At 64.4% G+C, this 15,536-nt stretch carries 9 protein-coding genes and 3 rRNA genes; 9 read left to right on the plus strand and 3 right to left on the minus strand.

The features are described 5' to 3' along the window. Positions 1-61 precede the first annotated feature (61 nt). The 4 genes from lipA to DMP23_RS06430 all read left to right on the plus strand — a co-directional run bounded on the left by lipA (position 62) and on the right by DMP23_RS06430 (position 4,102). Entirely contained in the window at positions 62-1,063 is a 1,002-nt protein-coding gene (gene lipA / locus DMP23_RS06415) for a lipoyl synthase (protein WP_337820436.1), read from the plus strand. A 103-nt stretch (positions 1,064-1,166) separates the two neighbouring features. Then, positions 1,167-1,844, plus strand: coding sequence for a VTT domain-containing protein (locus DMP23_RS06420; protein ID WP_037820774.1), 678 nt, complete (start codon positions 1,167-1,169; stop codon positions 1,842-1,844). Positions 1,845-1,901: 57 nt separating this feature from the next. Further along, on the plus strand, positions 1,902-2,771 hold the full coding sequence (locus DMP23_RS06425; protein ID WP_337820437.1) for a patatin-like phospholipase family protein: 870 nt from the start codon (positions 1,902-1,904) through the stop codon (positions 2,769-2,771). A gap of 128 nt (positions 2,772-2,899) precedes the next feature. Continuing rightward, positions 2,900-4,102 carry a L,D-transpeptidase gene (locus tag DMP23_RS06430; RefSeq protein ID WP_337820438.1) on the plus strand — a complete coding sequence of 401 codons (1,203 nt, stop codon included), beginning with the start codon at positions 2,900-2,902 and terminating at the stop codon, positions 4,100-4,102. A 1,010-nt stretch (positions 4,103-5,112) separates the two neighbouring features. On the opposite strand, the gene rrf is transcribed toward DMP23_RS06430, so the two are convergent. The 3 genes from rrf to DMP23_RS06445 form a co-directional block, all read right to left on the minus strand. Beyond that, a 5S ribosomal RNA gene (gene rrf, locus DMP23_RS06435) occupies positions 5,113-5,229 on the minus strand. A gap of 84 nt (positions 5,230-5,313) precedes the next feature. Beyond that, a 23S ribosomal RNA gene (locus DMP23_RS06440) occupies positions 5,314-8,433 on the minus strand. Positions 8,434-8,709: 276 nt separating this feature from the next. Then, a 16S ribosomal RNA gene (locus DMP23_RS06445) occupies positions 8,710-10,229 on the minus strand. The 16S, 23S and 5S rRNA genes sit together here, the layout of an rRNA operon. A gap of 709 nt (positions 10,230-10,938) precedes the next feature. Here DMP23_RS06445 and DMP23_RS06450 point away from each other — a divergent pair. The 5 genes from DMP23_RS06450 (at position 10,939) to DMP23_RS06470 (ending at position 15,337) form a co-directional block, all read left to right on the plus strand. Continuing rightward, positions 10,939-11,331 carry a YciI family protein gene (locus tag DMP23_RS06450; protein WP_238604964.1) on the plus strand — a complete coding sequence of 131 codons (393 nt, stop codon included), beginning with the start codon at positions 10,939-10,941 and terminating at the stop codon, positions 11,329-11,331. 33 nt (positions 11,332-11,364) lie between these two features. Beyond that, positions 11,365-12,582, plus strand: a complete 1,218-nt coding sequence (locus DMP23_RS06455; RefSeq protein ID WP_337820439.1) for an RNA polymerase sigma factor — start codon at positions 11,365-11,367, stop codon at positions 12,580-12,582. Beyond that, on the plus strand, positions 12,575-13,693 hold the full coding sequence (locus DMP23_RS06460; RefSeq protein WP_337820440.1) for an epoxide hydrolase family protein: 1,119 nt from the start codon (positions 12,575-12,577) through the stop codon (positions 13,691-13,693). Before DMP23_RS06455 ends, DMP23_RS06460 begins: the two co-directional genes overlap by 8 nt. Positions 13,694-13,760: 67 nt before the next feature. Continuing rightward, positions 13,761-14,576 carry an alpha/beta fold hydrolase gene (locus tag DMP23_RS06465; RefSeq protein ID WP_337820441.1) on the plus strand — a complete coding sequence of 272 codons (816 nt, stop codon included), beginning with the start codon at positions 13,761-13,763 and terminating at the stop codon, positions 14,574-14,576. An 8-nt stretch (positions 14,577-14,584) separates the two neighbouring features. Then, entirely contained in the window at positions 14,585-15,337 is a 753-nt protein-coding gene (locus DMP23_RS06470) for an SDR family oxidoreductase (protein ID WP_134662476.1), read from the plus strand. Positions 15,338-15,536: the final 199 nt, after the last annotated feature.

Below are 15,536 nucleotides of genomic sequence, written 5' to 3' on the forward strand. Positions count from 1 at the left end.
GGTCGTCCACGGGCTGGATTGGGTCCCGTTCACAGGAAAACCTCGGCGTAGGGTGGGGATCGTGACTGCTGCACCGGAGGGGCGGAAGTTGTTGCGGCTTGAGGTGCGCAACAGCGAGACGCCGATCGAGAAGAAGCCGTCGTGGATCAAGACGCGGGTGCGGATGGGTCCGGAGTTCACCGAACTCAAGGGCCTGGTCAAGCGCGAGGGTCTGCACACGGTGTGTGAAGAGGCCGGGTGTCCCAACATCTACGAATGCTGGGAAGACCGCGAGGCCACGTTCCTGATCGGCGGGGACCAGTGCACCCGGCGCTGTGACTTCTGCCAGATCGACACGGGCAAGCCCGCTGCGCTGGACCGGACGGAGCCGCGGAAGGTCGCCGAGTCGGTGCAGGCCATGGGCTTGCGGTACTCGACCATCACCGGTGTCGCCCGTGACGACCTCGAGGACGGCGGCGCCTGGCTCTACGCCGAAACCGTCCGCCAGATCCACGCGCTGAACCCCGGCACCGGCGTCGAGCTGCTGATCCCGGACTTCAACGCCGAACCCGACCAGCTGGCCGAGGTGTTCGGGTCACGGCCCGAGGTTTTGGCGCACAACGTGGAGACGGTGCCGCGGATCTTCAAGCGGATCCGCCCCGGCTTCCGCTACGCGCGCTCCCTGGACGTCATCACCCAGGCCCGCGCGGCCGGTTTGGTGACGAAGTCGAACCTGATCCTCGGCATGGGCGAAACCCCCGAAGAGGTCAGCGTCGCGTTGCAGGAGCTGTTCGACGCGGGCTGCGAGATCATCACGATCACCCAGTACCTGCGGCCTTCCCCGCGCCACCACCCGGTCGACCGCTGGGTCAAGCCGGAAGAATTCGTGGAACACGCCAAGACCGCCGAGGCGATCGGCTTCCCCGGCGTCATGGCCGGTCCGCTGGTCCGCTCGTCCTACCGCGCCGGACGGCTCTACGCCCAGACCAAGGCCCACCGCGGCGAGGAACTCCCGGAGAACCTCGCCCACCTGACCGCCGAAGGACCCGCTGCGCAGGAAGCCAGCAGCCTGCTGTCCCGCTGAACCCGTGCCGACGAGGGGCCCCGGTTACGCACCGGGGCCCCTTATTCGTCTCCGCGTCCCCTGAACGTGGCACGCTATTCCCAAGAATCAGTAAAGTGATGGTGTGGCTTTAGTAACGGACATCCTCGACTGGTTGCAAGCACTCCCCCAACCGGGTCTCGTCGCGGCGGCAGGCGGGCTCGTGCTGGCCGAGTGCACGATCGGCCTCGGCTTCATCGCCCCGGGCGAATCGGGCCTGCTGATCGCGGCGACCACGGCGACGTCCGTGCCCCGTTTCCTGACGCTGTGGGCGGTCGTCACCGTCTGCGCGGCGCTGGGCGATTCGATCGGGTACGCGCTCGGCCGGAAGTTCGGGCCGCGGCTGCGGGAGACGAAGCTCATCCGCAAATACGGGCTGGACGCCTGGGACAAGGCCACCGGCGTCCTCGAGCGCCGGGGTGCGTGGGCGGTGTTCTTCGCGCGGTTCCTGCCGGTGCTGCGCACCCTGACGCCGGCCGCCGCGGGAGCGTCGAACCTGCCGTTCCGCAAGTTCCTCCCGGCGACCGCCGCCGGCGCCTTCTGCTGGTCGCTCGTGCACATCAGCCTCGGCGCGGCGCTGGGCGAGGCGGCGAAGCAGGTCGAGAGCGCGATGAACACCGGGTTCCTCGTGGTGGCCGCGCTGGTGATCGGGGTGCTGGTGTTCTTCTTGCTGCGCATGAAGAAACGCAAGGCGCTGGGCATCACCGGTCCCGCCGCTTCGCCGGACGAGCAGCCGGAAGAGCCCGCCCGCACCGGCAATTGACCGAGGTCACTCGAAGTCACCCGCCCGGGAGCCGTCCGGCTGATTAGATTCGACCGTATGCAGGCACTTGACCTCCCGAAGCCGGTCGCGTTCGTCCTCGGCGGGGGCGGCAGCCTCGGCGCGCTGCAGGTGGGCATGCTGCAAGCCCTCGACGAAGCTGGCATTACGCCGGATCTGGCGGTCGGAACGTCCGTCGGCTCGCTGAACGCCGCGGTGCTCGCGTTGGCCGGCGACGACCGGCTCCGGCGGCTCCGCGACATCTGGGCGCACATGACGAAGGCCGAGGCTTTCCCCGGCGGCGTGCTCAGCCAGGTCCGGACGCTCCGGCACAGCAAAACCCACCTGTTCCCGAACACCGGTCTCGCCAGGATCATCGACGACCACCTCGGCGCCGGCCGCCGGTTCGAGGATCTGGCGATGCCGCTGGGCGTCGTCACCACCGACGTCGACACCGCCGAACCGGTCCTGCTCACGTCCGGTCTGCTGCAAGCACCGCTCCTGGCGAGCTGCGCGATCCCCGGCATCTACCCGCCGGTGCCGTACGAGGACCGTCTCCTCTACGACGGCGGCCTGGTCGCCAACGTCCCGATGCGGCAGGCGTTGCGCATGGGCGCGAAGTCGCTGGTCGTTCTCGACTGCGCGTTTCCCGGCAAAATGCCCGGCGCGCCCCGGACGTTCGCCGAGGTGATGATGTTCACCGCGATGATCAGCATGCGCAACCAGGCCGTGCTGGAAGCGCCGGTCGCCGCCCGGACGGTGCCGGTCGTCTACCTGCCGGGCCCGGCGCCGGTCCAGGTGAGCCCGCTGGACTTCTCGCGCACCGACGACCTGGCGTCGCAGGCCTACCACGCCGCGCGGGACCACCTGAAGGAGCTGACCGTCGACGGCCCCGGCTTGTACGGGGCGCCCGGATTGCTGCGTCCCTGATCCGACGCGGAATTCGCGAACGTGATCCGCGTCACCCTAATGCACCGATCCGCCGGTCGGGGCGTCTTTCCGATCGCGTAGTTTTGCAGTTGAACCTGCCGGTCCTGGACCCTCACAAAAGAGACATAATGTTCCCGAAGAAGACATTTTTTCCGCTCGCCGGAATTCTCGCGGCGACCGTGCTGCTTTCCGCCTGTTCCTCCGGGGACGGCGGCAGCAACGCTGGCACGCCCGGTGCGCCGGGCGGGCCGAGCCAGACCGCGACACCGGCTTCGGTGTCGATCGAACCGGCCAACACGTCCGGGATCAGCCCGAGCACGCCGATCGTCGTGAAGGCGGCGAACGGGAAGCTCACGGACGTCACGGTCACGAGCTCCAAGGGCAAAACCGTCGCGGGCGAGTTCTCTCCGGACAAGCTCAGCTGGACGACCACCGAGGTCCTCGGCTACGGCGGCACGTACCAGGTGAAGGCGCATGCCCAAGGTGCGGACGGGAAATCCGTCGAACAGCAGGGCCAGGTGACCACGCTGTCGCCGAAGAAGCAGGCGAACGCGAACCTGATCCCGGCCCCGAACGCGGTGAAGAGCTCGGGCGTCGGCGTGGGCCAGCCGATCGTGTTCAGCTTCGGCGTCCCGGTGAAGAACAAGGCCGCCGTGGAGAAGGCGCTCACGGTCGAGTCGTCGCCGAAGCAGGACGGCAGCTGGTATTGGATGGACGACAAGAACGTCCACTACCGGCCGAAGGAATACTGGAAGCCGGGCACCACGCTGACGGTGACCGCGAAGATTTACGGCGTCGATTTCGGAAATGGCGTGTACGGAGCGGACGATCGCACCGAATCGTACAAGGTGCACGATTCGTGGATCGCGAAAGCCGACGGCAACAGCGAACAGATGCAGATCTTCCACAACGGTTCGATGGTGAAGTCGATGCCGATCTCGATGGGCAAGGACGCGACCCCCACTCATCTCGGCCCGCACGTCATCTCGGACAAGCAGGCGAACTACACGATGGACTCCTGCACGTACGGCGTGTGCCCGCCGGACCCGAAGGCGTACCGCTCGAACGAGAAGTTCTCCGAACGCATCTCGAACGACGGAGAGTTCGTCCACGAGAACCCGAACAGCGTCGGGCAACAGGGCAGCTCCAACGTCTCGCACGGCTGCATCAACCTGAACGCCGCCAACGCGGAGTGGTTCTTCAACAACTTCGGCCTGGGAGACGTCGTAGAAGTCACCAACTCAGGCGGCCCGCAACTCCCGGTGTGGGACCTGTACGGCGACTGGTCCAAGTCCTGGACCGACTGGCAGAAGGGCTCGGCCCTGAAGTAGCCCCTCACGGCCTGCTTGGGTTGGGCAAGGTTGAGGGCTGGTTCGGCTGAACGGTTCGACAGAGAAGGGTGCCGGAGCTTCTTGCTCCGGCACCCTTTTTGCTGCCCTGGGGTTGGAGGGGTTACCGGAGCTGGGCTGCGTTGCTGCGAAGTAGTGATCGGGACCGGCCCGCGTTGCCGCGGAGTAGTGAGCAGCTCCGGGCCGTGTCGCCGCAGAACAGTTAGCCGCACCGAACCGCGTCGCCGCAGAACAGTTAGCCGCACCGAACCGTGTCCCCGCAGAACAGTTAGCTGCACCGAACCGCGTCGCCGCAGAGTAGTGAGCGGCACCGAGTCGCGTTGCCGCGGAGCAGTTAGCGGCACCGGGCTGTGTCGCTGCCGAGCAGTGACCGACACCGGGCCATGCCGCTGCGGAGTGGCTATCGGCACCGGGCCGCAATGCCGTCGGATCGGCTGCGGAGACGAAGCCCGGCCCAGGACGGGCCTTCCGTTGCCGGTCTTGCTGCCTCGATCTCATCGCCTAGTGCCGCCCATTGCTCCCTGACGCGGACGCCTTCCCTCGCAGCGCCGCGTTGCCGGCGGTGCTGGACGTTTCTCTGCGTGTCGCATCGCTTCCCGCCGCCGGTGCTGGGAGCCGCCACCTCCGTGGTGAGCGCACAAGGCGGGCGAAGCTCGCCCAGGACTAGTTGCTCCGTTGTCTGCCTTGCTGGCTGGATCTCGTTGCCTTGTGCCGCCACTGCCTGCGCTGCTGAATGGGGCCAACTGGTTGCTCGCTTCCGCGGGATGCGTTCCCCTCGCACGCTCCCTGGTGTCTTGAAGCCCAGTCCTGCGCGCGCCGCGGCGCGATCCAGCGGCAGCCTTCGGGAGATTCCGAAGAAATAGCTTGGGCATGACGAAGGCCCGGTTCCCCGTGTGGGGTTCCGGGCCTCGTACTTGTCCGTGAAAATGAGTCTGGGCCCCGGGAAAACCCATTTCGGGTTCTCGGACCGGGGCCCAGACCTATCAAGTTAAGTTCGGCGGTGTCCTACTCTCCCACAACCCTTCGGTTGCAGTACCATCGGCGCAGTCAGGCTTAGCTTCCGGGTTCGGAATGGGACCGGGCGTTTCCCTGACGCTAAAACCACCGAAACACTCCGAAACAACACACACCCACCCCTCGAGGGGCGACCGGTGTGGTGTTTCAGAACCGTAGAGTGGATGCGTAACATCTTCGTGGGCAAGTCCTCGGCCTATTAGTACCAGTCAACTCGACAACACATTACTGTGCTTCCATTTCTGGCCTATCAACCCAATCGTCTCTTGGGGGCCTTAACCCACATGGGGTGGGATACCTCATCTTGGAACAGGCTTCCCGCTTAGATGCCTTCAGCGGTTATCCCTTCCGAACATAGCCAACCAGCCATGCCACTGGCGTGACAACTGGCACACCAGAGGTCCGTCCGTCCCGGTCCTCTCGTACTAGGGACAGCCTTCCTCAAGTATCCTGCGCGCGCGGCGGATAGGGACCGAACTGTCTCACGACGTTCTAAACCCAGCTCGCGTGCCGCTTTAATGGGCGAACAGCCCAACCCTTGGGACCTACTCCGGCCCCAGGATGCGACGAGCCGACATCGAGGTGCCAAACCATGCCGTCGATATGGACTCTTGGGCAAGATCAGCCTGTTATCCCCGGGGTACCTTTTATCCGTTGAGCGACACCCCTTCCACCAGGAGGTGCCGGATCACTAGTCCCGACTTTCGTCCCTGCTCGACATGTCTGTCTCACAGTCAAGCTCCCTTGTGCACTTGCACTCGACACCTGATTGCCAACCAGGCTGAGGGAACCTTTGGGCGCCTCCGTTACCCTTTAGGAGGCAACCGCCCCAGTTAAACTACCCATCAGGCACTGTCCCTGAACCAGATCATGGTCCGAGGTTCAGATTCCCAATCCGACCAGAGTGGTATTTCAACAACGACTCCACACCCACTAGCGTGAGCGCTTCACAGTCTCCCACCTATCCTACACAAGCCGAACCGAAAACCAATACCAAACTATAGTAAAGGTCCCGGGGTCTTTCCGTCCTGCCGCGCGTAACGAGCATCTTTACTCGTAATGCAATTTCGCCGGGCCTGTGGTCGAGACAGCCGGAAAGTCGTTACGCCATTCGTGCAGGTCGGAACTTACCCGACAAGGAATTTCGCTACCTTAGGATGGTTATAGTTACCACCGCCGTTTACTGGCGCTTAAATTCTCAGCTTCACCCCCCGAAAGGAGTTAACCGGTCCTCTTAACGTTCCAGCACCGGGCAGGCGTCAGTCCATATACATCGTCTTGCGACTTCGCATGGACCTGTGTTTTTAGTAAACAGTCGCTTTCCGCTGGTCTCTGCGGCCAACCACCGCTCCACCCGCAAGGGGTATCACAGTGCTTGGCCCCCCTTCTCCCGAAGTTACGGGGGCATTTTGCCGAGTTCCTTAACCACAGTTCACCCGATCGCCTTGGTATTCTCTACCTGACCACCTGTGTTGGTTTGGGGTACGGGCCGTGCATGCACTCACTAGAGGCTTTTCTCGACAGCATAGGATCACCCACTTCGCCTCAAACGGCTACGCATCACGTCTCAGCCTATATGCCATGCGGATTTGCCTACATGACGGCCTACACGCTTACACCAGGACAACCATCGCCTGGCGGAGCTACCTTCCTGCGTCACCCCATCGCTTGACTACTACGGAATCAGGTCCCACGCTCCACACACGGCCTCCGTCCGAAGACTTCAACCGCGGCTTCGGGTGGTTAGTGTCAACCGCCTCGCCATGGGCGCACATGCTCGGGTACGGGAATATCAACCCGTTGTCCATCGACTACGCCTGTCGGCCTCGCCTTAGGTCCCGACTTACCCTGGGCGGATTAGCCTGGCCCAGGAACCCTTGGTCATCCGGCGGCAGAGTTTCTCACTCTGCATTCGCTACTCATGCCTGCATTCTCACTCCCGCACCCTCCACGACTCGCTTCCGCGGCCGCTTCCCTGGATGCAGGACGCTCCCCTACCCATCCACACCACTGCACAAGAACCCGAAAGCTCTTGCGGATGTATTGTGTGAATGACACAGCTTCGGCGGTGTGCTTAAGCCCCGCTACATTGTCGGCGCAGGACCACTTGACCAGTGAGCTATTACGCACTCTTTCAAGGGTGGCTGCTTCTAAGCCAACCTCCTGGTTGTCTGGGCAATCCCACATCCTTTCCCACTGAGCACACACTTAGGGGCCTTAGCTGGTGTTCTGGGCTGTTTCCCTCTCGACGACGAAGCTTATCCCCCGCCGTCTCACTGCCGCGCTCTCACTAACCGGTATTCGGAGTTTGGTTGATTTCGGTAACCCGGTAAGGCCCCTAGACCATCCAGTAGCTCTACCCCCGGCAAGAAACACGCGACGCTGCACCTAAATGCATTTCGGGGAGAACCAGCTATCACGGAGTTTGATTGGCCTTTCACCCCTACCCACAGCTCATCCCCTCAGTTTTCAACCTAAGTGGGTTCGGGCCTCCACGACGTCTTACCGTCGCTTCACCCTGGCCATGGGTAGATCACTCCGCTTCGGGTCTAGACCACGCGACTATTTCGCCCTATTCAGACTCGCTTTCGCTACGGCTACCCCACCCGGGTTAACCTCGCCACGCAGCACTAACTCGCAGGCTCATTCTTCAAAAGGCACGCCATCACGTCGAAACGCTCTGACGGCTTGTAGGCACACGGTTTCAGGTACTCTTTCACTCCCCTCCCGGGGTACTTTTCATCTTTCCCTCACGGTACTCGTCCGCTATCGGTCTTCAGGAAGTATTTAGGCTTACCGGGTGGTCCCGGCAGATTCACAGCAAATTCCACGAGCTCGCTGCTACTCGGGAACACCAAACAAACACACGCAACATGTTTTCGCGTACGGGACTCTCACCCACTCCGGTCCGCCATCCCAAGCGGTTCCACTAACACGCGCGCACATTCCGAGGACTGTCAGATCCTCGACGCTGGGTCCCACAACACCGCCTGCACAACGCCTGACAGCTTGACATGCAAACGGTTTAGCCTCTTCCGCTTTCGCTCGCCACTACTCACGGAATCACTTTTGTTTTCTCTTCCTGCGGGTACTGAGATGTTTCACTTCCCCGCGTTCCCTCCGCACCGGCTATATATTCACCGGCGGGTAACACCACATCACTGGTGCTGGGTTTCCCCATTCGGAAATCCTCGGATCACAGCTCGGTTGACAGCTCCCCGAGGCATATCGCAGCCTCCCACGTCCTTCATCGGCTCCTGAAGCCAAGACATCCACCATGTGCCCTTAACAACTTGACCACAAAGATGCTCGCATCCACTCTACAGTTCTCAAACACCACACCAGAAACAACGTGTGTTGCCTCAGGACCCAACAGCGTGCAGTGAACACCCGACCACCCGGACTCCGCTCCCCCGTTCCACACGGCAAGCCGCAGTACTGAGCAGGAACATCATCCACCGTCGCCGGCGATAACCAGTAGTTCCACAATTCCTTGAGCAAGCCCGGCAACACCACACGCGGGTGTTAGACCGTGCCCACTCCCGACCGTGGCCGGGATGTGTTGTGCTCCTTAGAAAGGAGGTGATCCAGCCGCACCTTCCGGTACGGCTACCTTGTTACGACTTCGTCCCAATCGCCAGTCCCACCTTCGACCACTCCCTCCCTTGCGGGTTGGGCCATGGGCTTCGGGTGTTACCGACTTTCATGACGTGACGGGCGGTGTGTACAAGGCCCGGGAACGTATTCACCGCAGCGTTGCTGATCTGCGATTACTAGCGACTCCGACTTCACGCAGTCGAGTTGCAGACTGCGATCCGAACTGAGACCGGCTTTAAGGGATTCGCTCCACCTCGCGGTATCGCAGCCCTCTGTACCAGCCATTGTAGCATGTGTGAAGCCCTGGACATAAGGGGCATGATGACTTGACGTCATCCCCACCTTCCTCCGAGTTGACCCCGGCAGTCTCCCACGAGTCCCCGCCATGACGCGCTGGCAACGTAGGATAAGGGTTGCGCTCGTTGCGGGACTTAACCCAACATCTCACGACACGAGCTGACGACAGCCATGCACCACCTGTACACCAACCACAAGGGAAGCCCCATCTCTGGGGATGTCTGGCGCATGTCAAGCCCAGGTAAGGTTCTTCGCGTTGCATCGAATTAATCCACATGCTCCGCCGCTTGTGCGGGCCCCCGTCAATTCCTTTGAGTTTTAGCCTTGCGGCCGTACTCCCCAGGCGGGGCGCTTAATGCGTTAGCTACGGCACGGACAACGTGGAATGTCGCCCACACCTAGCGCCCAACGTTTACAGCGTGGACTACCAGGGTATCTAATCCTGTTCGCTCCCCACGCTTTCGCTCCTCAGCGTCAGTATCGGCCCAGAGACCCGCCTTCGCCACCGGTGTTCCTCCTGATATCTGCGCATTTCACCGCTACACCAGGAATTCCAATCTCCCCTGCCGAACTCAAGTCTGCCCGTATCGACTGCACGCTGAAGGTTAAGCCTCCAGATTTCACAGCCGACGCGACAAACCGCCTACGAGCTCTTTACGCCCAATAATTCCGGACAACGCTCGCACCCTACGTATTACCGCGGCTGCTGGCACGTAGTTAGCCGGTGCTTCTTATCCAGGTACCGTCACTTGCGCTTCGTCCCTGGCGAAAGAGGTTTACAACCCGAAGGCCGTCATCCCTCACGCGGCGTCGCTGCATCAGGCTTGCGCCCATTGTGCAATATTCCCCACTGCTGCCTCCCGTAGGAGTCTGGGCCGTGTCTCAGTCCCAGTGTGGCCGGTCACCCTCTCAGGCCGGCTACCCGTCGTCGCCTTGGTAGGCCATTACCCCACCAACAAGCTGATAGGCCGCGGGTTCATCCCATACCGCCGGAACTTTCCACCCCCCACCATGCGGTGAAAGGTCATATCCGGTATTAGACCCAGTTTCCCAGGCTTATCCCAGAGTACAGGGCAGATTACCCACGTGTTACTCACCCGTTCGCCACTCATCCCCGGCCGAAACCGGTTCAGCGTTCGACTTGCATGTGTTAAGCACGCCGCCAGCGTTCGTCCTGAGCCAGGATCAAACTCTCCAACAATGTCTTCAAGTTCGATCGAGACTACTTCTCAATCATTTCTCAAAGGAAACCCCGACGAGGGGGTTTCATATAAGCTCTACTGGCTTAGTTCACTAGCACACTGTTGAGTTCTCAAGCAACACACCCCGAACCAAACCCTACCCCGTGAGGGCGAGCCTGACCGAAGCGGTCATTCCTAGCAGTTTTTGGTGGGACACCCACTCAATCACCCTAGAGGCGAGAGCTTGGTTCGTGTCCCGGCGGCCGCCCGGTTTCCCTGGCGACGAAGAGAAGATTACACGGCTCAAAACGGCCCTAAACAGGGGGGTCCCTTAATGCGATCTTCGCAGGTCAACCGGCCGAATAGGCCCGCTGCGGCCGATCCGGCGGGCACCGCGGCCACGACTCAGCGGACCGGAGCGCGGCGAATCCGGTGGCTTATCGGCTCGCGGATGCCGTAATGCGGAAGAACGGGCGGCTCGCGTTATCGGTGAATGCCGAGCCCCGCTTGCCACGCGAGGCGCCGGCGAGAGCGGATTGCCGCTGGACATCGGCGTGCCCGCGCCGGACGACACCGGGGGCGGGCGATTCGGAGGCATCATGAGCGCCGAACCAGCGAGTGACCCGGGTCACCCAGAAGGACGTCGAGACGATGTCCGGTGCGGGGCAGGCGGCTTCGTTCTTTCCCCGACTGACGGCCATGCGAGACCGAAGACAGAGGGAGCATCCGATGAAGTACCTGATCCTGGCGTACGGCAACCAGCAGGACTACGACCACCTCAGCGGCAAGGAGGGCGGAGCGACCCCGGCGGAAATGGCGGCGGTCGACGAGTTCCTCGCCGGGTTCACCGGGGCGCTGGCCGATTCGGGAGAGTTGGTCGAGACCCAGGGGCTCGCCGCTCCCGTACTGGCGCGCCGCCTCCAGTTAAGGGACGGGGCTCCGGTCGTCACCGACGGGCCGTTCGGCGAGACCGAGGAGGTCATCGCCGGGTACTGGATGGTCGACTGCGCCAGTATCGACCGGGCGACCGACATCGCGGCGGGACTGCTCAAAGCCCCGGGACGGCTGGCCGACGCCGGGGTCGTGGTCCGGCCGGTGATGGGGAACGACAGCGAACTCTGAACCCAGAGGAACCAAGCGACCGAGGCGGCAGAGATGACCGACCCCTCCCTCCCGGCCACGCTCGACGGCACCCTGCGCACCCTCGCGCCGCAGGTGCTGGGCGCGCTGGTCCGCCGCTACGGACGGTTCGACCCGGCCGAGGACGCGGTCCAGGAAGCCCTGCTCACAGCCGCCCAGCGGTGGCCGGAGACGGGGATTCCCGAGCGGCCCTTCGGCTGGCTGCTGCAGGTCGCGAGCCGGAAGCTGATCGATCTGCTCCGCGCTGACCAGGCAAGACGCGAGCGGGAGAGCCGCGCCGCGCGCGAGGAGGTCGGCGAGCAGGCCGGGGACGACACCTTGATCCTGCTCCTGCTCTGCTGCCATCCGTCGCTCTCGGTGGCGTCGCAGGTCGCGCTCACCTTGCGGGCCGTCGGCGGGCTCACGACGGCGGAGATCGCGCGGGCGTTCCTCACGTCCGAGGACTCGATGACCCGCCGGATCTCCCGGGCCAAGCGGACCGTCCAGGACAGTGGCGTGCCGTTCCGGATGCCGCCGGAAGAAACGCGCCGCGAGCGGCTCGATGCCGTCCTTCATGTCCTGTACCTGATTTTCACCGAGGGGTATTCGGCGACGTCGGGGCCAGATCTGCGCCGCAGCGACCTCGTAAGAGAGGCGATCCGGCTTGCCGAGATGACGGCTGCGCTGCTGCCGGACGACAGCGAGGCCACCGGTCTGCTCGCGTTGATGTTGCTGACGGACGCACGGTCGCCGGCGCGGGTGACCGAGCAGGGCGAGCTGGTTCCGCTGCACGAGCAGGACCGGACACGATGGAAGACCGAGTCGATTCGGCGCGGGGTGGACCTGGTGACGGCGGCGTTGCCGCGCGGGCCGGTCGGGCCGTATCAGCTGCAGGCGGCGATCGCGGCGGTCCATGACGAGGCAGCCACCGCCGAGGAGACGGACTGGCGGCAGATCGTCGGGCTTTACCGGCTGCTGCTCAAGGTTTCGGCGAGTCCGGTCGCGAAGGTGAGCCACGCCGTCGCGGTCGGGATGGCGGACGGACCCACCGCCGGGCTTGGACTGCTCGACGCGCTGGACCACCGGGACCGGCGGTTCCATGCGGCGCGCGCACATCTTCTGGAAAAGGCGGGCGACCGCGAAGCGGCCCGGAGTGCGTACCTGCGCGCGGCCGAACTCGCCACCAACATCCGCCAGGTGCGGTATCTCAACGCCTGCGCCCGGCGGCTCTCCGAAGGAGCTGAGCATGACTGACGAGATCCGGCCGTACCGGCTGGAGATCCCCGAGGCGGACCTGGTCGACCTGCGAGAACGGCTCGACCGGACAAGGTGGGCACCGGAGCCGGTCGGCGGTGATCAGGGGTACGGCGTCAGCGTCGGCCGGGTGCGCGAGCTGGCCGAGCACTGGCGACACCGCTACGACTGGCGGGCCTGTGAGCGGCGGTTCAACGAGTATCCGCAGTTCACGACCACGATCGACGGCAGCAACGTGCATTTCCTGCACGCTCGTTCGCCGGAGCCGGACGCGATCCCGTTGATCCTCAGTCACGGGTGGCCGGGCTCGGCGGCGGAGTATCTGGCCGCGGTCGGGCCGTTGAGCAACCCTCGCGCGCACGGGCTCGATCCGTCGATCGCGTTCGACGTCGTGCTGCCGTCGTTGCCGGGATTCGGGTTTTCCGGACCGACGACCGACACCGGCTGGGGTCCGCGGCGGATCGCGCGGGCGTGGGCGGAGTTGATGCGCCGGCTCGGGTACCAGCGCTACGGGACCGCGGGCAACGACTGGGGTTCGGGGATCGCGCCGGAGGTCGGTCGCGTAGCGCCGGAACACGTGATCGGCGCGCACGTGACGCAGACCTGGGATCCGCCGCCGGACGACGATCCACAGTGGATTGCCGACCTGTCCGACAAGGACAAAGCCGCGTGGGACGCGTTCCACCACTACTTCGCGAACGAAGCGTCCTACGGCGTCGTCCAGGCGCAGCAGCCGCAGACGCTCGCGCACGCGTTGTCCGACTCCCCCGTCGGCCTGCTCGGCTGGAACGCGCAGGCGATGCACGACCACGGCCTCGACGCCGACGGGATCCTCACCCACGTCACCATCCACTGGCTGACCGGCACGGCGGGTTCGGCCATCCGGATCTACGCCGAGGAAACCCGGGAGACGCCCGCCGAAGGCCGCAATCCGGTGCCGCTGGGGGTCGCACAGTTTCCCGGCGACCTGCCGTCGATCCGCGTGTTCACCGAACATCGCCGGAACCTCGTGTCGTGGAACGAGTACGGCCGCGGCGGGCATTACGCCGCACAGGAGGTGCCGGAGCTGTGGGCGGGCGACGTCCGGCAGTTCTTCGCGAAGCTGCACTAGAAAAACATTGCTCCGACTACATTGCACCTTATTGCACTGAGAAATCGCCCCGATTAGCGTCGGGACCATGCAGACAGTCCTTCTCCCCTCCGGCGCCCGGATCGCCTACGACGACCTCGGACCGCGGTCGGAGGTCCCGGTGCTTCTCGTGCACGGGCACCCGTTCGACCGGTCCATGTGGGGCCCGCAGGCCGAGCACCTCGCCCGCAACGGCCGCCGAGTCGTGGTCCCTGACCTGCGGGGATACGGGGAAAGCACCGGTCCGGCGGTCCGCGGGCTCGAAGACTTCGCCGAGGACCTCGTCGCGCTGGCCGATCACCTCGGCATCGAACGCTTCGCGCTGGGCGGGCTGTCGATGGGCGGGCAGATCGTGATGCAGACCGTCCGGGACTACCCGGAGCGCATTGCCGCGCTGCTGCTCGCCGACACGTTCGCCGAGCCCGAGACCGACGAAGGAAAGGTGACCCGCAACCAGGCCGCGGACCGGGTGCTCGCGGAAGGCATGACCGCGTACGCCGACGAGCTGTTGCCGAAGATGGTGTCGCCGGGCACCTTCCGCGAGAACCCCGAGGTGACCGTGCACGTCCGGAAGATGATGCGCCACGCACCAGCGACAGGCGCGGCGGCCGCGTTGCGGGCTCGGGCGAAGCGCCCCGACTACCGCGATTCGCTCAAGCAGGTCAGCGTGCCGACGCTGGTCGCGGTGGGCAGCGAGGACGAGTTCACTCCGGTCGCCGACGCGCAGCTGCTGCACCGGCTCGTGGCCGGCTCGGAGCTGGTGGTGCTCGACGGCGCGGGGCACCTGCCTAACCTGGAGCGCGCGGCCGAGTTCAACGACGTGTTCGGCCGCTTCCTGGACCAGGACCACGCGGAAGAACGGTGACGCACTCCATGAAGACCGTATTGGTGACCGGCGCCAGCGCCGGCTTCGGTGCAGCGATCACGCGCCGGTTCGCAGCGGAAGGCGCGCGGGTCGTCGCCGCGGCCCGCAGCGGCGACCGGCTCAAGACGCTGGCGGACGAACTGGGCGACGCGGTGTACCCGCTGGTCCTGGACGTACGCGACCCGGCCGCCGTCGCGGATGTCGTCGCGCAGCTGCCCGAGGAGTGGGCGAAGATCGACATCCTGGTCAACAACGCCGGCCTCGCGAAGGGTCTCGAGCCCGCGCACGAGGCGAAGCTGGAAGACTGGGACCAGATGATCGAGACCAACGTGACCGGTCTCGTCCACCTCACCCGCGCAGTACTGCCCGGCATGGTCGAACGCGGCGCCGGACACGTGATCAACATCGGCTCGGTCGCAGGCAGCTACGCCTACCCCGGCGCGAACGTCTACGGCGCGACGAAGGCGTTCGTGCACCAGTTCAGCCTCAACCTGCGCTCCGACCTGCGCGGCACCGGCGTCCGCGTGACGAACGTGGAACCGGGCCTGGTAGGCGGCACCGAATTCTCCACCGTCCGCTTCGGCGGCGACCAGGCCAAGGCGAACAACGTCTACGCAGGCACCACACCCCTGACCGCAGACGACGTCGCCGAGTCGGTTTTCTGGGCAAGCTCCCAGCCAGCACACGTGAACATCAACGTCATCGAACTGATGCCGGTCGTGCAAACCTTCTCCGCCCTGAACATCGACCGCGAAAACTGAGCCAACGCACGTGAGGGCCACCCTCATTGACTCTGATTCCCTCAGGGTTCCCCTCACGGCCCTAAACAGGCACCGACGCACCCAACGAGCGAGGCACCCACACCACCCCCGCACCCCGATACGAAGCTCCCCTGCGGTTCGGGGGTGCTTGTCAAGGCATCTTTCCCGCCTTGACAAGCACCCCCGAACCGTCAGCACA

It is taken from the genome of Amycolatopsis sp. A1MSW2902, assembly GCF_017312175.1.
GTDB lineage: Bacteria > Actinomycetota > Actinomycetes > Mycobacteriales > Pseudonocardiaceae > Amycolatopsis > Amycolatopsis nivea.